The 19,695-nt window shown below is 43.5% G+C and carries 11 protein-coding genes and 1 pseudogene; 7 read left to right on the top strand and 5 right to left on the bottom strand.

Translation table 11 applies throughout. From position 1 onward, the window contains the following. Positions 1-697: 697 nt before the first annotated feature. On the bottom strand, positions 698-1,288 hold the full coding sequence (locus HWQ40_RS12565; RefSeq protein ID WP_292778176.1) for an S-layer family protein: 591 nt from the start codon (positions 1,286-1,288) through the stop codon (positions 698-700). Positions 1,289-1,453: 165 nt separating this feature from the next. Between HWQ40_RS12565 and HWQ40_RS12560 the strand changes: the two genes are divergently transcribed. Further along, positions 1,454-2,089, top strand: coding sequence for a glycosyltransferase family 9 protein (locus HWQ40_RS12560; RefSeq protein ID WP_366933977.1), 636 nt, complete (start codon positions 1,454-1,456; stop codon positions 2,087-2,089). Positions 2,090-2,308: 219 nt separating this feature from the next. Here HWQ40_RS12560 and HWQ40_RS12555 read toward each other — a convergent pair. Continuing rightward, positions 2,309-2,392 (bottom strand): annotated as a pseudogene (locus tag HWQ40_RS12555) (IS5/IS1182 family transposase); the annotation flags it as partial. A 181-nt stretch (positions 2,393-2,573) separates the two neighbouring features. Then, a complete protein-coding gene (locus HWQ40_RS12550) occupies positions 2,574-2,954 on the bottom strand; it encodes a response regulator transcription factor (RefSeq protein ID WP_292778174.1) in 381 nt (126 codons plus the stop codon). A gap of 558 nt (positions 2,955-3,512) precedes the next feature. Here HWQ40_RS12550 and HWQ40_RS12545 point away from each other — a divergent pair. From HWQ40_RS12545 to HWQ40_RS12530, 4 genes are all read left to right on the top strand, one after another. Then, positions 3,513-3,725: a hypothetical protein gene (locus HWQ40_RS12545; protein ID WP_292778172.1), complete on the top strand. Its 213-nt coding sequence runs from the start codon at positions 3,513-3,515 to the stop codon at positions 3,723-3,725. A 77-nt stretch (positions 3,726-3,802) separates the two neighbouring features. Further along, positions 3,803-4,366 carry a TetR family transcriptional regulator gene (locus HWQ40_RS12540; RefSeq protein ID WP_292778170.1) on the top strand — a complete coding sequence of 188 codons (564 nt, stop codon included), beginning with the start codon at positions 3,803-3,805 and terminating at the stop codon, positions 4,364-4,366. 252 nt (positions 4,367-4,618) lie between these two features. Then, positions 4,619-4,750, top strand: a complete 132-nt coding sequence (locus HWQ40_RS12535) for a hypothetical protein (RefSeq protein WP_292778168.1) — start codon at positions 4,619-4,621, stop codon at positions 4,748-4,750. Beyond that, the gene (locus HWQ40_RS12530) at positions 4,747-5,061 is read left to right on the top strand and encodes a hypothetical protein (RefSeq protein WP_292778166.1); all 315 of its coding nucleotides are present in this window, start codon (positions 4,747-4,749) and stop codon (positions 5,059-5,061) included. The genes HWQ40_RS12535 and HWQ40_RS12530 overlap by 4 nt, the downstream gene beginning before the upstream one ends. Before the next feature lie 219 nt (positions 5,062-5,280). Here the strand turns inward: HWQ40_RS12530 and HWQ40_RS12525 are convergent, their stop codons facing one another. Beyond that, a complete protein-coding gene (locus HWQ40_RS12525; protein ID WP_292778164.1) occupies positions 5,281-5,529 on the bottom strand; it encodes a hypothetical protein in 249 nt (82 codons plus the stop codon). A gap of 127 nt (positions 5,530-5,656) precedes the next feature. After that, on the bottom strand, positions 5,657-5,950 hold the full coding sequence (locus HWQ40_RS12520) for a tetratricopeptide repeat protein (RefSeq protein WP_292778162.1): 294 nt from the start codon (positions 5,948-5,950) through the stop codon (positions 5,657-5,659). A 439-nt stretch (positions 5,951-6,389) separates the two neighbouring features. Between HWQ40_RS12520 and HWQ40_RS12515 the strand changes: the two genes are divergently transcribed. Both HWQ40_RS12515 and HWQ40_RS12510 read left to right on the top strand, forming a co-directional pair. Then, positions 6,390-18,599 (top strand): Calx-beta domain-containing protein, encoded by a 12,210-nt coding sequence (locus tag HWQ40_RS12515; protein ID WP_292778160.1) that lies wholly within the window; start codon positions 6,390-6,392, stop codon positions 18,597-18,599. A 193-nt stretch (positions 18,600-18,792) separates the two neighbouring features. Then, on the top strand, positions 18,793-19,497 hold the full coding sequence (locus HWQ40_RS12510) for a PEP-CTERM sorting domain-containing protein (protein ID WP_292778158.1): 705 nt from the start codon (positions 18,793-18,795) through the stop codon (positions 19,495-19,497). Positions 19,498-19,695 lie beyond the last annotated feature (198 nt).

Raw genomic sequence — 19,695 nt, 5'->3', positions numbered from 1 at the left:
GTAAGCCTTTCAGTCAAGGGCGTAACTATCTGTACGATTGCTCATTTACCCCCGATACCAAAAGTCTCTGATGCAATTGAGCAACCCAACAATTCCGTTGTACACCGACCGTATCAAGTTACACGTTTGGGCTAATACGTGTAATAGGCGAAATCTACCTTGTACCTAACTGCAAATACCCTAAGCCAAGTAAGCATTAGGGTATTTGCAGTTGCGAGAATTTTTCAATGTTAGCCTTTTTATCTCAAGCCCTACAGCGCAAATATCAAGTAGTTGAAAGCATTTATATTCCAACAGGTTAGTACTGACAATTTCTCGACCAACTAATCATAAGCAATCATAATCTATGCTGTGTCTGCTGGTTAGAGAATTGTATATCAAAAAGTATCAAAAAATACAAGTATTTTAGCGATCGCTTTTTGGAGAAAAACTTTTTGGTTTACTGATTAAACCTTCTCGGACTTTTCAAACATTCTCTGAGTATTGCATGAATATCTTGAATGAATTGTAGTTAAGTAAATTGGCTGGGGCAAAGGATAACCCAACATTAAATCTAAGCTTTGTTGGTTTCTACTTTCAACCAATCTACGTTATACCACCTCTCTAAATCTTGACTACAGATAATTCTCCCCCTACTAATTAGATAAGTATCGCAATTGACTAATTAATTTAAAACTATTAGTCAAACAATGTTTTTTTAGTAATCAGATAAATTCCCACAATCACCTTTATTTCTCCCATAACTAACTTTGACTGGGTTAGTATTAACTACCAATTCAACTTGTCCTTGTTGATTAATCATCCATCCAGTAGCTTCTAGTAGTGGTGGTTGCGCTTTTATATCTGGTACTTTTCTATTACTGATTTGCCCTGAAAATTTATTTGGGAAATCTGCAACAACTCGCATATCCTGCAAAACTATCTGACCACGCAACATTTGGCGGGGGTCTTCTGGTAAACCTCCCCGTCCGCTAATCACAAAATTCGCCTCCTCATTGCTAGGACAACCAGCCACAATTTGATTTGCAGGATCGGTAGGCACAGAAGGCAATTGAGTTAATCCTCTAGAGGGGTCAACATCTGGAGTGTTGATATTAATCGTGCCGTTGATGCCTAATTGAGAACTAGCAGTGATGTCACTATTTGGGGTGAGTTCGTCACTAAAGAGTAAGCCAAAAATACCTTGGCTAGTAATGTTGATATTACCGCCATTTCCAGCAAAAGCATTGGCGGTAATATCGCTGTTTTCTTGGGGGACAGCAACAATAAATCCACTGTTAATATCCATATTGCCACCATTACCACTGCCACTGTTTTCGGTTCCTGCACGAGTGGAAATTTGACTGTTATTTCGTAAAAGTAAGTTATTAGCTACCTTGAGGTTGATGTTACCTCCTTGTCCAGAAACGCTGGTAGCAATAATGGAATCTTGATCAAGAAAAATTGAACGGGCATCAATATTGGGGAAATCTTCTGTCGTTTAGCCTATGTTGAAACCGACTTTTTCAAGCTAGAACTGCCCAGTCAACAACCTAATTTTCCTGTACCTGATGTGCTAATTCATGTGACAGCCACCCGACCTGCTAAACTCTGGGCGATTCACGCTTGGCAGCAAGTTATCCAGTGGTGTGCGGCACAAGGACTGAGTGTCGGTTTAGTGGGCAGTGCGCCGAAGATACAGAAAACGCTCTACAATGCAGGTTCTATAGAAGACGAGTTGTTACAAACTACTGCTTTGATTGATCTCAGAGGTCAGACATCTCTGTTAGAATTGGCAGGCGCATTTCTTCAAACAAAAGCTTTCATCTCAGTGGATGCAGGGCCATTGCATATTGCAGCTGCGGTGGGATGCCATACAATTGCTCTGTTTGGTAATGATGTTGACGGCGATGGAGCCAGTCCAATGCACTTGTGGAAACCAAGACAACCTCACGTACATTTAGCGCTTTCAACCTTCAAATGTACCTTGTGTCAGGAGCATGGTTTTAGCAATAAGTCCTGTCTCGTGCCAGATCACCCCTGTATGAGCCATTTGTCTTCTCAGCAAGTTATCGATTATCTCCGGAGCCTGCTAAAGAAAGTTGCGTAAAGGTAGTAAACTGCTGCTGAAAGCACTTGCTTGCCGATTTCTGAGCAACGTTGGCGCAAGTGGGTGCAGCTTCTCACAAAAGCGAAAAATGGAGAAGTTCTCGATCCACAAACAGCGTTACTGCAACTTTCTATTACTGCACCTCGCCCAACCTTACATTGCTGACGAGGGACAGTAACACAGGCTACAACCTCTTATAATCGCTCATCTCTAAGAGGGTATCTTTTTTCCGGCATCATAGCCCTTCACCTCTCCTTTCTCAGTAGTTTTAACTGTTTGTGAGTCGATAATTCCTGCCGATGGCTCTATATCTCTTCCCCTCTTAGATAATTCTTTAAAGTTTCTACCTTTAACGCCAGTGCTTCTGTGATGCAGAAATTGGACTCAACAAAGCCAAAACGCTGGCGCTGCGCTATTCCCTGACTTGGAAGATGAAAGTTACAGCGATCGCTCAACCTTTCCAACCTAAATGGATTGTCCCCACTTACAATACCCTAATTGTTGTCACTGCTTGGGTGCGATCGCTTGCACAAAGCTTGTTCAAAACCCCACGCACATATACTTTTACACTTCCCAAGCTGAGATAGAGTTTCTGGGCAATGTCGTTATTGCTATAGCCTTGGACAATTAACTCCAAGACTTGCATTTCCCGATTTGTCAGTGGATCTGCTTCCAGAATGCTTGCTTGCTCTGGGTCAATTGCAGAGATCGTCACCGTCTGAGTAGCATTCGGTTTTACCGCAGCAGCCGCTCCTTGACGAGTATGCTTGAGAACAATACGAGCGATCGCTGGATCAATCCACGACTGACCTTCATGGGTGATATGCAGCGCTTCCAACAACAACTCGAACTTAATTGTTTTCACACAATACAGCAGTTCCCGCTATTGTGAGGTACGTTCTCAGTCCTGAAAGGGTACAAGAGATAGCGGGAAGGCGAGAAACTGTACTTCATAACAGCAGGAAGCGCTGTAAAAGCTTTTACAGGTCTACAAGACCCCCGTCGTCGTGCCGGACAACGACATACTCTTCCATTGCCTCTAGAATTCGCCCTACCCCCCTGACTCAAATTTTTGCGCTTGCTTGCAATTTTACACTCAATACAAATTTATTTTCCCACTTTGAGTGCCTAAATATGCATCAATACATACATTTATTCTCATTTATTGAGGCTTATTGACATTTAATTAAATGGACGTGTGTTGCTATAAGCTCAACCTGTATAGTTTCCCGACTTTTTCTTACATCCAACTCAGGTCTGATAAGGGACTTCCAAGGAATCAATTATCCCAAATCTCGAACTACCTAGTTGACAATGTACCATCTGGACGGTACTATAAACTTAGTAAACCGTCTAGACGGTTTACTAAGTAGTAGAGACTTGAATCCAATCTCTATCAATCTTGGATTGAGAATGTAATGTTATGTTCACAATTGTAAATCCCTTTCCTAATCAAACTGCGATCGCTTACCTTAGCACGCTGCTGTCTCAAAATCCGCAGGTTCGACGTGCTTCGGATTTGCTGGATGAAACTTTATACTGTATGATTGCATCCCACGATTTTGTTTTCAGAGCAAGTATGCGAGAACCCAATAAATCTAGTCCTGGCATTGCTGCCCCACAGATGAAGCAATGAGACAAGATATTGACAATCTCGTTGTCAGATAAACTGTGTTCACCGGACAATTTATCTAGTTCCATCACTCAAGCTCTATGACTGCTACCAAAAAAACAAAATCTACGTCTGTCACCCGTAATGCATTGCTAGAAGCAGCGGGGCGAGTGATGGTAGCACATGGTTCAAAGGCATTGACTTTGGAGGCAGTTGCCCGCGAAGCAGGTGTCAGTAAAGGTGGATTACTTTACCACTTTCCCAACAAAGAAGCCTTGATTGCTGGGATGTTGCAACAGCTAATTGATGAAAAGGCAGTATTACTCTCGCATGAATTGGAGCAAGATGATGCACCGAATACACCAGGACATTGGCTCAGAGCCTATATCCGGTCACATGGAAAGTTTGATCCTCACTTTAGTGCAATTCAATTCAGTTTGCTAGCAGCGATCGCTGAAAATCCACAATTACTTAAGCCAGCTCAAGAAAACTCTGCTGATTGGCAACGGCAAATCGAAGCAAGTGGACTCGATCCAGCAATGGCAACTGTGATTCGTCTAGCACTTGATGGTCTAGTCTTCGCCCACGTCTTTGGTTTAGGAGTCCCGGAGGAGTCTTTGCAAAAGCAGGTCATTGAAACTCTGCTAAAACTGGCGCAAGAGTAATTCGTAATCTAAGACAGTCTTAAAAAAGCTTGAGGAAGGGCGCTTTTCTAATTTGGTGTTTGCGTCTAGAGATTTTTGTCATAGCTGTGTTGATTACATCTGGAGTCAGCGCGTAGACGCTTCGTCTTGTCGCAGACATCGCTCTCCCCCTGACTCCGTAATTCCACAACAGATTTCTCACAGTCGATGATGTGCCAGATGGTAACAGCATCCGACTCAGTTCAACCTGCAATTTTTTACACAAGGAGATTTATGATGACTAGCAATTTACAATTCCTACCGACCGATTCACAATTCCTGCTCAATCCTTTTCCCTGGCTGGCTAAAATGCGTCGGGAAGCGCCTGTTTTTTACGATACAGAACAGCAACTGTTGAAGATTTGAGTGCAGATCCGGACGCTCTTGCATCTTGGCAATATCTGCAAACCCATGCACCATTACGCCCGAGCGAAGGCGCAACTATTTTCCGCTTTTGGATGGCGCGGGACACCTATCAAGCCGTTTCCCCCACCCAAAGTCTAATTTTCATTAATTTTGTGCAGTATTTTCAGAAAACACCGGGGTTAGCATATACCTTTCTACCTTGTGCCCAAGCAGATAGTTGGACAGCAATGTTGAACTACTTCGACTTAATACGACTTTCTCAAACTGATTTTACAGTTGGGGGAAGACACTATGGTGTTTATAGAAATTAGCTAATCAGTGAAAATTACGAGTGCGGAGTGCGAAATGATTTCAAAGACTCAAATTCAGCCAAAAAAGTTTTTCAGCCTGTGACAAGCTAATTTCAAAGTAGCCTATTATGCACAAAGCAGTTATTAAAGAAATACAGAGCGTGTAAACCACCCCATAAAAAGGCGATCGCTACAGCTCTTAGGATAGTCAGGAAATTATGATTTTCCTGGGTAATCAAACTAGTAAGTCTCTACAGGTTCAGCTTTGCGATCGCGATTAGTATCTAAGTGATTAATCTCCTGAAAAGCCGGAATCTCTCCCATGTCTAGAACATAATCAATCCCCACACCATCCGGCGCTACCTGCACTCCTGCGTAGTGATTGATGGTAAAATTGCCTAAAGGATGGGCATCCGCCTCCGGCATCCAAAATAAACATATTGCGATGATTGCAGTATTCCAAGCCAAGTAATGTAGCAGCTTTTTCATAAAGAACTCCCTATAGCGTTAGGAGTGGGAGAGGTTATTTTGAGAGAGACACAGGGCATTAGGTTTGCCAAGACTTAATCGAAAAAGACTCATGATACAGAGCAAGTAAATTTCTTTATGGGTATTGTTAATTTTGAATTTTGAATTTTGAATTTTGAATTAGGAGCCAAGCGACTTGACAAGCTTCATTAGCATACTTGTGATGAAATTGAGGGTTGAGGCTAACAGCTTGAGTTAATCGCTTTATTGCTTCCTCACGCTTACCTAAGCGAAACGCAATCATCCCAGCATGAAATTGCAGCAAAGCATCTTCTGTTCCGAAGCTAGTTGCCCGTTGTGCTGCCTTTTGCGCTTCTTGCCATTCCCCATTAGCCGCAGCTGCCCAAGCCAAAGTATCTTCTGCATATACATAGTGTCGCACTGCTACTTCACTACGGGCAATCTCTACCGCCTCTGTTTTACTACTTGTTCACTCTGGAAAGTGACAGGAGAGGGATATATCAAGATACTAAGCAAAGATATGCCAAAGTCTTTTCTATATATCGGTTTGAGGTTATTTTCTAGGTATTTTTTGTCTGAATCCCATTAAGAGCTAACAAAAGTCAATAATTATAACTTGGGATGGCTAGACTTGCGTAAATGGCGTAATCAACGCAACTTTATTTTAAAGTATTTTTTCGGTGAAGATAATTATGACCTCTTGTGATTTAGAGGAACAAATGCGATTTTATATTAAAGATACAAAAACTCTATTACTGCTTTAAGTAAATACACCAGTTAACAAGTTAATTAGGTACACCTGTTCAACTTAAAAGCTACATATAAAAAAATACTTTCGATATTACATGAATAATATTTATATGCTTCCTAACAATTTAGTTGTAGAGTCTCCTATAGTCGTTGAGTCAATTATATTAGGGACTTTAGAACAAGCTCTGGTTTTGGTGCAAGAAAGATTGCAAGCTTTTGCTGATGACCCAGACTTTGCTCAAAAGATGGCGCTAGCTTTTGGGGAAGAATCTGATCCTGGCTCTTTAAAAATAGCGTGGTTGGCAGGGGATTTTAGTATTTTCCCAAAGATAGAGATTCGCCATACAGCAGACATCAATGGTGCGAATGGAGCTTACGGGGCATATACTAACCGGATTTATCTGTCTTGGGAGTTCTTGCAGGCGAATCAGGCAAATACAGAAAGTTTTGTTGGGTTGTTATTAGAGGAAATTGGACATCAAGTTGATAGTATCTTGAATGATAGTGATAGTGCTGGGGATGAAGGGGCGATTTTCTCAGCTTTAGTGCAGAGAAAAAGTTTTTCTGATGAAGTATTGGTGCAGTTAAAGACGGAAGATGATTCAGCAGTTATTAATATTGATGGGCAAGCGATCGCAGTTGAACAGCAGAATTTCACTGGTGATAATGGAAATAACACAATAACAGGAACCTCTGGCGACGACACAATTAATGCAGGATTAGGAAACGATAACGTAAATGGCGGCGCAGGCAATGACCTGCTAATTGTCGATTACTCCAGCAACACCTACACTGGTTCAAATTCTGGCATTGGTAGTTCGGTATCCAGCAATGGTGCAGGTGGATTCAACGGTTATTATCAAGCTGACAATGGCTCTAGTTACGACACTGTTTCATTCTCCAACATTGAACGGTTTCAAATTACCGGAACAGCAGCTAACGATCAGATTCGCACAGGCGATGGCAATGACACGATTATTGGCGGTGCCGGTAATGACACCATTGATGCTGGTGGTGGAAATGATACCATTACGGGTGGTGCTGGTAATGATGTCATCACGGGTGGGATAGGCATCAATCTGATTGATGGGGGAGAAGGAATCGATACCCTGGTTGATGGCAACTTCAGTTCTGTAACCAGTGCCTTAAACATTGACGACACTAATATCGGCAAAATCATCACCCTCTCAGACGGCACAAGTGTATCAAACATTGAACTGTTTACCAACCTAACTACTGGCAGTGGTAATGATGTCATCAACTACACCCAACGCAACAACAATACAATTAATACAGGTGATGGCGATGACACAATTAATGCAGGGTTAGGAAACGACAATGTAAATGGCGGCGCAGGCAATGACCTATTAATCGTCAATTATTCCAGCAACACCTACACTGGTTCAAATTCTGGCATTGGTAGTTCGGTATCCAGCAATGGTGCAGGTGGATTCAACGGTTATTATCAAGCTGACAATGGCTCTAGTTACGACACTGTTTCATTCTCCAACATTGAACGGTTTCAAATTACCGGAACAGCAGCTAACGATCAGATTCGCACAGGCGATGGCAATGACACGATTATTGGCGGTGCCGGTAATGACACCATTGATGCTGGTGGTGGGAATGATCGCCTGGTCGGGGTTGCTCAAAACGCCGTTAATCCCGGATTAGGAGAAATTGACACCCTCCAAGGTGGTGCAGGTGGAGACATTTACATCATTGGTAATGCAGCTACTACCTTCTATGATGATGGCAATATTACTACCGCAGGTACAACAGATTACGCCCGAATTGTTGGCTTTAACGCTAGTGAAGATATCATCCAACTAACAGGCCCAAAAAGTAACTACATCCTGGGCACATCTCCAATCAGTGGCATCACGGGCACGGCAATTTACATTAACAAACCTGCTAGCGAACCCGATGAATTGATCGCCATTATTGAAGGAGTCACAGGATTAAACCTTAATTCCAACGTTTTCATCGAAGCGCAAAACGAATCTGGACTACTTTCCTTCAGTCAGACTACCTTTAGCACTCCCGAAAGTAGCAATGCCAGTATTACGATTACCCGTGAACAGGGAACTGTTGGTGCGGTTAGTGTTACTTTAGCTCTGACTAACGGTACAGCCGCAGCCCCCAGTGATTATGACAACAGTACTATTACCGTTAACTTTGCCGATGGCGAAACTAGCAAAACCATTACTATCCCCATTGTTAACGACACCACCTATGAATCCAATGAAACTGTCAATCTAATCCTGATTAACCCCACCAATGGCGCAGCCCTTGGAACTCAGAAGACAGCTAGTTTAACCATTATCGATAACGATGCTCGTCCCGGCGCGATCGCCTTTAGCGCAGCTAACTATAGTGTTAACGAAGATGGGACACTTGTTACAGCCGTAACCCTAACCCGTACTGGAGGTAGTGATGGGGCAGTCAGTGTTATTTTGACTCCCAGCAACGGCACGGCAACAGCACCTGATGACTTTAGTAGTAACCCAATTACCGTTAACTTTGCTAACGGGGAAACTAGTAAAACAGTCGCAATTCCTGTCATTAACGACACCGTTAATGAACCCAATGAAACGATTAATTTAATCCTCACCAATGTGATGGGTGGCGCAACCATTGGCGCACAAAATACCGCCATCTTAACGATTATTGATAACGATCCTTTACCTGGAACTTTAGCATTCAGTAATGCTAATTACACAGTTAATGAAGATGGAACGCCTGTTGCTGCTGTTACTATCACTCGTACTGGAGGAAGTGATGGTAATGTTAGCGCAGTTATTAACTTAACCAATGGTACGGCCACATCAGGAAGTGATTATGTTGCCACATCTATTACCGTTAATTTTGCCAATGGAGAAACCACTAAAAGTATCGCTATTCCCATCATTAATGATTTGCAAGTCGAACCAACTGAGACTCTTAATTTAACTCTCACTAACGCCACTGGTGGGGCAATTATTGATAATTCACAAAATACTGCAATTGTCAATATATTAGATGACGATGTTCAGTTGAATTTCACTACTGCTAACTATACTGTCAAAGAAGACGGAACTGCCGTTACAGAAATCATTGTCACTCGTACTGGACGGGCAACAGGAGTGGTTGGCGCTACTCTCTCCTTTATTGATGGTACTGCAACAGGATGTGGATGCGGGCCAACTTCGACTAGTAATGACTTCTACAATGGTTCAATCTCGTTCACTTTAGGTGAGAACGAGATGAGCAAAATCATCCCAGTTGAACTGGCAAGCTTGGGTGGCAGCAATGCGATTCGCATCCGCAATGACAACAAAATTGAAGGCAATGAAACCTTTACCATTAATCTAAACAATCCTAGCGGTGGTGCGACAGTCGGTAATCAAGGTAGTGCTATCGTTACCATTCTGGATGATGATGTAGAACTATCCTTTAGTGCACCTAATTTTACAGTGCAGGAAAACGGTACTGCGATCGCTGCTGTTACTATCACTCGTGTAGGCAGTACGACTGGAACTGTAAGTGCCACAATCAATCTTGCCGATGGTACAGCAACCGCACCTGCTGATTATGGCAATGCTCCCATTACCGTTTCATTTGGTGATGGTGAAGTCAGCAAGACAGTTGCAATTCCGATTGTTAACGATACCAGTTTTGAAGGGGATGAAACGATCAACCTCACCCTAAGTAATCCCACTGGAGAAGCCAGAATTGGGGCAAGGAATACCGCAACTCTTACCATTCTCGATGATGATGCCACTACACCAGGTGTTCTAACCTTCAGTTCAGCCAATTTTAGCGTTAACGAAGATGGTACACCGATCGCTGCTGTCAGAGTGATTCGCACAGGCGGGAAAGATGGAGCTATCAGTGCCACAATTTCGCTGAGTAACGGCACAGCAACGGCTCCAGGTGACTATGATAATACGGCGATCGCAGTTGATTTCGCTGCCGGAGAAACCAGCAAGGTTGTGACAATTCCGATTGTGAATGACACGCTGGTTGAGGGAAATGAGACAATCAACCTCACCCTGAGCAATCCTACTGGTGGAGCAACGCTAGGAGCGCAGAATACGGCTGTTCTGAGTATTGCCGATAATGATTTGAATGCTGCACTCACAGTATCTATTAACAAAAATGCGATCGCAGAAACAGCAGGAACAGGAGCTGCGATCGGCACGATCACTCGTAATATTGTCTCAACAGAAGATTTAGTTGTAACTCTATCATCCAGCGATCCTAGTGAGGCAAGGGTTCCCACCACAGTAATTATAGCTGCGAATCAAGCATCAGCTACCTTTGCAATTGATACCGTTGATGATGGCATTATCGATGGTAATCAAACAGTTACTATCAGTGCTTCAGCTTCAAATTTTACCAGTGGTTCCAGTGCGATCGAGGTGATCGATCAACAAGTCAGTAGCGATCTCCCGGATCTGGTTGTGACTCGTACTGTTCCTCCTACTACTATTCTCAGTGGTCAGCAAATTAGCTTTACCTATCGAGTCGAAAATCAGGGTATTGCTTCAGCAACAGGAACTTGGGTTGATCGAGTGTATCTTTCCACCGACAACCAAATTGGTAATGATATTCAGTTAGGTGAGTATCAATTCAACGGTACGCTGCCAGTGGGATTGTTCTATGAGCGAAGTGTACCGCTCACCATGCCTACTGCTGGAAACTACTGGCTGATTACAACCACCGATGCCGCCAACGCCATTAATGAGGGAACAGGCATTGGTGCAAGCAATAACACGACGATTACACCCATCAAGATCGCTGCTGCTTATCGTGCTACCGTTTCGGCGGATATTGAAACTGGTATTGCTGGAAGTCCAGTTGTGTTAAGGGGACAAGCCCTCAGCAATACAGACAACTCACCTGTGCCATTTGAATTTGTGAAAGTCGGTGTTCAGGTTAACGGCACATTGCGAGAACTGGATGCATTTAGCGATCGTAATGGTAATTTCATCACTACTTTTAAACCTTTGCCGGGTGAAGGCGGACAGTATCAGGTCAATGCCTATTTCCCCAATAATCCTGGAGAAGATACAGCACCCGAAGACCAGTTTACGCTGCTGGGAATGCGCCTGAATTCTAATCAGGTTTCTTACAAAACACTCGTTAATTCACCTGTAACCGATCAGCTTGAGTTAAAAAACCTGACCAATATTCCCCTAACAGGTCTTAAAGCCACCGTTGAAGGTGCGCCAACCAACTGGAATATTCAGGTTAATGTAGCTCAGACCCTCACAGGTTCTGGCACTGTCCCCCTTAGCTACACGATTACGGCTCCCGACGAATCTGTTCTACAAGATAATTTCCAAATCCGTCTCACCAGTGCAGAAGGAGTCACGACTACATTACCTGTAAATGTCAACATAGAACGAATTGTGCCACGCCTAGTTGCGAATGTCACAGAACTTCGTAGTGGCATGTTGCGTGGTGGACAAACGGCAGTTGAATTTACCGTCAAGAATGAGGGAGGTGCAGCTAGTGGTGATATTCAAGCTTTACTTCCCGATGCCCCTTGGTTATCGTTAGCATCTCGTCCTGTCATTCCTTCTCTTGCACCTGGTGAATCTACGACTGTCACTCTTCTCCTTACCCCCGATGCTCAACTACCACTTAATTTGTATAACGGCAGCCTAGTATTAGATGCACCTGGAAACGATGCCGATCTATCTCTTCCCTTCAGTTTTCGGGCAGTTTCTGAGTCAATAGGTGGACTCAAGGTCAATGTAGTAGATGAGCTATTCTTCTTTGCAGACGGATCTCCCAAGCTGGCTAATGCAACGGTTAATGTACTTGATGCCTTTACAGGTGAACAGATTGCTACTGGTAAAACAGATGCGACAGGAACAGTGCTACTTCCAAATATTGCAGAGGGGAGCTATGTTCTAGAGGTTCAAGCCAAAGATCACAGCACTTACCGTAATACGGTTCAGATTCAGCCTGGACAAACGAATGAAGTTGAATCATTTATCTCTCGGCAGACGGTTAAGTATACCTGGAAGGTAGAGCAGGTAGAACTTGAGGATCGGGTTAAAATTTCGATCGAAAGTGTCTTTGAAACCAATGTTCCTATCCCAACAGTCACGCTCGATCCTCCGTCAATTGATTTTGGTGATTTAACTCAAGTGGGTCAGGTGATGCAGATTAACCTGACTGCCACCAATCACGGTTTAATTGCCGCCAATGATTTTGATCTTAGCTTTGGTAGCCATCCTTTCTACAAAATTGAGCCTTTAGTTGACAAAATCGACATTTTACCTGCTAAAAGCTCATTGACTATTCCTGTACGCATTACTCGGATTGCTGATTTTGATACTTTGGCAGGTGAAACTATTGCATCTCAGTCTCTCACAACGGTATCTACTACTCCCTCCGTTCCCTGTAGTATTAGTGCAGGTTATAGCTATGACTACAATTGTGGTGGGCAGACTATTAGTAAAGCTGTTCCTTTACCAATAATTAATGTTCAAGGTAACTGCACTAGTAGCAGTGGTGGCGGTGGTGGCGGTGGCGGTGGCGGTGGTTATTATTATCCAGACCTGGGTTTTGATGGCAATTTTGGTACTGGGAGAGAGCCAGGATTTCTAAAGATATTTGAGGGTATCTCTATTGCATCTCCCACAGATTGTGATCCATGCGAACAAAAAATCTTGCAAACGGCTTCAGGGTGTTTGCTTGATCTTGTACCTTATTCAGAAGTGTATAAGTACATTAAGGACATTAACAGCGTTCTCGCCAAATTCTATGCGTATCAACAGGATCAGAGTAATAATAACCTTAAAGAGGTAGCTGCTCAAGATGCTAAGAATGCGCTCTCCTTATTCAAACAACTTTCCTTGTTGTCAAGCGTCTCTGACGCTCTAGACTGTGGAAACAATATCGTAAAAACCATCAATGATTGTTTGGATGGTGGTGGCGGTGGTGGTGGTGGTGGCGGTGGCGGTGGTGGCGGTGGACCTGCTCCTGTCGCTACTGCTAGTCTTCAATTAGCCTCTATCTTAGATGTCCCAGTCGAGCAAGTTCTCCTCACCAGTCAAAATGCCAGCCAATCAAGCGCTGTAGGGCAGCTAGATCCGAAACCACTTCAAACGCAAGTAGATCGCTTGAAACAGGTCATTGATGCTTATGCATTTTTGTTCGGTGATAGCGTTTGGCTCCGAAGTGATGATCAAACCTTAGATAACTGGTTAGATCAATTCCTTGCGAGAATCGAAGAAGGATCTGATGGGAATGGCAAAATTTCTGCTTTAGAAAGAGAACAATTACTTAGTATTCCTCTGCCAGCTAATATAACTGGTGATGATTTTAATAAATTCATTGATCGCTGGAACCGTAGCTTAGACTATTGGAATGCTGGAATCTTTAATACGGCGGATGTACCGTCTGGACAAAGTACAGATTTCATTGCATTTGATCTCTGGCAAAACAAACTTAATGCTGCCAATGAAGCAATTCTTCGTAGCGAGGCAGAAGGATATATCGATATTCGTCAAGGTATCAAGAAAGCAACCGATGACATCAAGCAAACTTTAGAAGGCAATGATGATGGTGTCTGTGCTAAAGTTCGTATTCAAATTAATCAAGATGCAGTGATGACTCGCTCTGCTTTCCTCGGTACTTTAGAAATCGAGAATGGCAATGATGATGTTGACTTACAAAATATTTCCGTTAACCTGAAGGTTTTTGATAGCAATGGAAATGATGTCACCGATCGCTTTGGAATTCGTTCTCCAGAATTGTCAGGATTAAATGCAATTGATGGTACAGGCATTTTAGGATCAGATGCATCTGGAAGTGCAAAATTCACAATCATTCCCACCACAAACGCAGCTCCAGACAAACCAACGGTCTACACAATTAAGGGCACATTCAGCTACACAGAAAGTGGCAAACTTGTCACCCTGCCCCTTACCTCAACTCCAGTCACCGTCTACCCACAAGCCGAATTGCACCTAGATTATTTCCAACAACGGGATGTGATTGGAGATGATCCGTTCACTGATAATGTGGTGGAAACTTCTGTTCCCTTCTCTCTTGGTGTCCTTGTTCGCAATGAAGGCAAAGGAGATGCAAAGAATCTGAAAATCACCTCCAGTCAACCCAAGATCATCGAAAACGAGAAGGGCTTGCTGGTGAATTTCCAGATTATAGGAACGCAAGTTGGTGGCGAATCTATTACACCCTCTCTGACTGTCAACTTTGGCAATATTGGCGCAGGCGAAACAGCAGTTGCAGATTGGTTACTGAAATCCGATGTTCAAGGAAAGTTTGTCGAGTACAAAGCCTCCTTTGAACACGTCAATGATTTAGGCATTCCCGAACTCTCGCTTGTCAAAAGTGTTCAAATTCACGAGTTAATCCGCAAGGTTGAGTCACAGTACGATCGCGATCAACTCCCTGATTTTCTGGTCAACGAGGTCTTCGATCCCAATAACCTCCCTGATACCCTTTACCTCAGTAATGGTGCGATCGCCCCAGTTTCTGCTATCAACAACGCCACTGTATCAGGTACAGCCACTCCTGGCGGACTTCAGGTAGAACTCAATACCACAATGCCCAATGGATGGGGCTACCTGCGAATTTTCGATCCCGCAGACGGTCAATTCCAACTCCAGCGAGTTTTGCGCTCGGATGGTACAGAGATTAGTTTAGAGAATGTCTGGCAGAGCGATCGCACCTTCCCCGAAAAAGGTCGCCCAATCCTGGAAAACGTCCTGCATTTGCTGGACTATAACAGCACAGGTTCCTACACCCTCTTTTACGGCAGTGTAGACACAACCGCTCCGCAAGTCTCAGATGTCATTGATGTCACCCCTGACCCTCGCACAACATCCGTTTCTACAGTTGATGTCGTATTCTCTGAACCAATTAAATCTTCCACCTTCGACTATCGAGATATCGTCCTCACCCGAGATGGCAGCACTAACCTAATTACCAGTGCTGTTAACATCTTAAAGCTATCCGATACAACCTATCGCATCAGCGGTTTAACAGATTTAACCGCCACCAATGGCAACTATGAACTTACCGTTAGTGCCAATGGAATTGAAGATTTGGCAGGAAATGTGGGAGTCGGAACACAATCTGACAGTTGGGTTATTTCTGCAATTCAACCCTTTGGAAGTATCAAGGGTACAGTCTGGAATGATGTCAATGGTGATGGTATCAAAGGAAATGGCGAACCTACCCTCCCAGGTTGGACAGTTTACCTAGACACCAACAATAACAACCTCCTAGATGCAGGTGAAACCTCAACCCTCAGCGACTCTCAAGGTAATTACACCTTTAATGATCTCCGCCCCAGTACTTACACAGTCGCCCAAGTCGTCCAAGACGGCTGGAAACAAACCTACCCCGTTATAAACATTACAACCGCCGCATCCACTGCGGAAATCTTTACTCCCAGCGACCCCCTCAGCATCACCAGCAACATCCAAGCCACTGCTGCAACTAACTTAATTAACCTGGATGACTTCCAAGCAGATACCCGCTTTGCCAACATCAAAGGTCAAGGTTACACCACCGTCATCATCGACACCGGCATCGACTTAGATCATTCCTTCTTCGGTGCAGATAACAATCATGATGGCATAAGCGATCGCATCATCTACCAACACGACTTCGCCGACAACGACAACGACGCAAGCGACAAAAACGGACACGGTTCTCACATTGCAAGTATCGCCGCCAGCATCGCCCCCAACGCCAACATCATCGCCCTAAAAGTTTTCAAAGACAACGGTTCAGGTTACTTCTCCGATTTAGAAGCCGCCCTGCAATGGGTGAATCAAAACGCAAACACATATAATATTGCATCTGTCAACCTTTCTGTTGGAGATAGCCAAAACTGGAGTACAGCCAACCCACACTATGGCATTGGCGATGAATTAGCAGCGATCGCTTCCCAAAATATCATCATTGCCGCCGCCGCAGGTAACAACTTCTACCAATTCAACAGCAACCCTGGACTAGCCTATCCTGCCGCCGACCCCAATACCATCTCTGTGGGTGCAGTTTGGGCAGATAGCTTCGGTGGCAACAAAACCTTTAGTAGTGGGGCAATTGACTATACAACTGATAGCGATCGCATCGCCAGTTTCTCCCAACGTCACCCTTCACTCCTCGATGTTTTTGCTCCTGGTATCTTAATTACAGGTGCTAATGCTACAGGTGGTACACAGTCAATGGGCGGTACTAGCCAAGCAGCTCCCTTTATCTCCGGGATTGCAGTACTAGCACAACAAATTGCCCAAGAAAAACTCGGACGAGAACTAACTCTAGGCGAATTCCGCACTCTCTTAGACAATACCAGCGACCTCATCAATGACGGCGATGACGAGAACGATAATGTTACCAACACTGGCTTAAATTATCCCCGCGTTAACCTGTTGGCATTAGCAGAAGGAATCTTGAATTTAACCGAGACACCAACTGGTAACAACTCTTCTATCCCTAGAGACAACAATAGTAATAACCCCTCTACTCCTACTACTAACACCCAAGTCTTCACCCATACCGTTACTATCACTGCTGGACAAGTTGCCACAGACATTGACTTTGGGAATCAAAAACTCAATCAAGCACCAGTAGTTGCTAACCCAGTTGTTGACCAAACCGCTACTGAAGATACAGCCTTTAGCTTCACAATCCCCCCAAATACCTTTAGTGATGTTGATACAGACGAGATCCTCACTTACTCCACCACTTTAGATAACGGTGCGGCTTTACCCAATTGGCTCAACTTTAATGCGACAACCCGCACATTCAGCGGCAGTCCCACTAACGCCGAGGTAGGCGCACTTAACATTAAAGTGACAGCCACTGATAAATCTGGAGCAACTGCAACTGATATCTTCGCTATTACAATAGCCAATACTAATGATGCACCGATATTGAGTCAGGCGATCGCTGACCAAAACGCCACAGAAGACACTGCCTTCAGCTTCACAATTCCCGCTTCTACCTTCGGTGATGTAGATGCAGGCGACATTCTAACTTACACCGCAACTTTAGAAAACGGTGCGGCTTTGCCAACTTGGCTGACATTCAATGCCACAACTCGTACCTTTATCGGTACACCAACTAACAGCGAAGTTGGTAATCTGATCATCAAAGTTAGTGCTACCGATCAATCAGGCGTAACTGCAAGCGATACCTTTATTCTCACCATTATTGACACTCCAGATCCTGGTGTCCTCTCCTTTAGCAACGCCACCTACAGCGTTCACGAAGACGAAACCGCCATCATCACAGTTACCCGCACAGATGGTAGTGATGGCTCTATCAGTGCTACCATCACCCTGAACAATGGTACAGCTATAGCCCCTACTGACTACAGCAATAATCCTCTAACCATCGCCTTTGCTGCCGGACAAACTAGCCAGACATTTAATATTCCCATTGTCAACGACAGTTTAATTGAAGGAAATGAAACCCTCAGCCTCACTTTAACTAACCCCACAGGTAATGCCAGCATCGGCGCTCAAAGCACCGCAGTCATTAGCATTGTTGACAATGATACCAGTAACAGTATCAATACTATCGGTGGTATTGGCAACGACACCATTAATGGCACTAATGGCAACGATATTCTTGATGGTGGTGCAGGTAGCGATCGCCTAAGTGGTGGTGCTGGAGATGATATCTACATTGTCGATAGCATTCGAGACGTGGTTGTAGAAGCGTCTGGACAAGGCACAGATACCGTTAAGTCCTCTGTAAATTATACCCTCACAGCAAATATCGAAGACTTAATCTTGATTAGCACTGGCAGTATTAGCGGTACGGGCAACGAATTAGATAATGTCATCACTGGTAACAGTGGCAACAATCTACTCAAAGGATTAGGAGGTAAAGATACCCTTGTAGGTAATGCCGGAGATGATATCCTCGTTGGCGGTGCAGGCAATGATCTATTAACTGGAGGTCAAGGAGCAGATAGCTTCCTATTTGGTAGTGGTGCTGCTTTTACTGAGAGTGCTTTTGGCGTCGATACGATCACCGACTTCAGTAAAGGGACGGATAAAATCGCCCTCAGTAAAGCTTCCTTCACGGTTTTAAACAGTGCGATTAATAGCAACTTGTTTGCTAGTGAATTCACAACTATCAACACGGCTGCTGTTAATGAAGCATCTATTGCTGGAGCTAGCAGCGCCAAGATCATTTACAACTCCTTAACAGGAAACCTGTTGTACAACCAAAACAGCTTATCTGCTGGTTTAGGTACTGGCGGAGTTTTTGCTAACGTCGCAGTCACATCGTTGTCTTCCCTAGAAGCTAATGATTTCTTAGTCCAATCTTGAGCATAAATTTATACTGTTTCGCCCTTATTAGATTATAAATGTAATAAGGGCGAATTGTTACATTATATTAGAAAGTTTCACTCACGTCTGTATAAATATTTTATTCGTAATTGATTTTTTCAAAATGGTACTACCAGTTTAATCAATCAGTTATTTGATCAAAATTATTTACTCTCAATAAAAAGAAAAATTTATGTTGAAGTTGTCAAGCTTTACTCTCGCCTTTGCTGCCAGTTTAATCATGGCTAACACTGAAACAGTTCGTGCCACAGTATTAAACGGTGGCTTTGAAACAGGCAGCTTCAGTGACTGGATAACGACAGGTCAAGCAACCGTTGAAGATTCATCTTTTGGCGTAACTCCCACTGACGGAAATTACCAATCTATTTTAGAAACAGTTAACGCTAGCAAGGGTGTTAGCGGTTCTGAGTTAGAAACTTTCTTAGGATTATCACCAGGAAGCTTAGGGGCAGTAGAAGGAACTGCTATCAAGCAGACTATTAACATTAATTATGAGGATATTTTGACCTTTGACTGGAATTTTCTCACCGATCAAGAGCCAGACCCCGATTATAATGATTTTGCTTTTTTTACTCTTAGTAATACTACAAATCAGCTAGCAGATACTAATTCTGTTTTTACCATATTTCCCTCTTTTTCACATTTGAGCAAAGAAACTGGATATCAACCTTATTCTTACAAATTCCAGATAGCAGGAACATACACTTTGGGATTCGGGGTAGTTGATGTTGGCGATGACACAGTTAATTCCGCTTTATTAGTAGATAATATCCAACTGACTAAGACAGTAACTTCAGTTCCTGAACCTAGTACTATTATTGCTAATTTTATTACCTTGCTATTTGGATTTACTCGCAAACGTCAAATCAAAAATTAAAGTAATGCTGTGGCTTTGTCCAAAAACTATCACTAACTTTTAACTGCTTAAATTATCTTCTTGGGGAAAATACTAGCTTCTTCTTTATCACTGGAGTTTAGACTAAAAGCGATATGAGAGAACGCAAATCAAAAGGAATGGCCCAGAATATTAAAGCCCTGGAAGACAAATATTTTAATGGTGGCAAGATTACCTATG

The organism is Nostoc sp. NMS9 (genome assembly GCF_017114995.1).
Taxonomy (GTDB): Bacteria; Cyanobacteriota; Cyanobacteriia; order Cyanobacteriales; family Nostocaceae; genus Nostoc.
The sequence above is the reverse complement of the archived record's forward strand: the minus strand, read 5'-3'. Positions and strand labels throughout refer to the sequence as shown.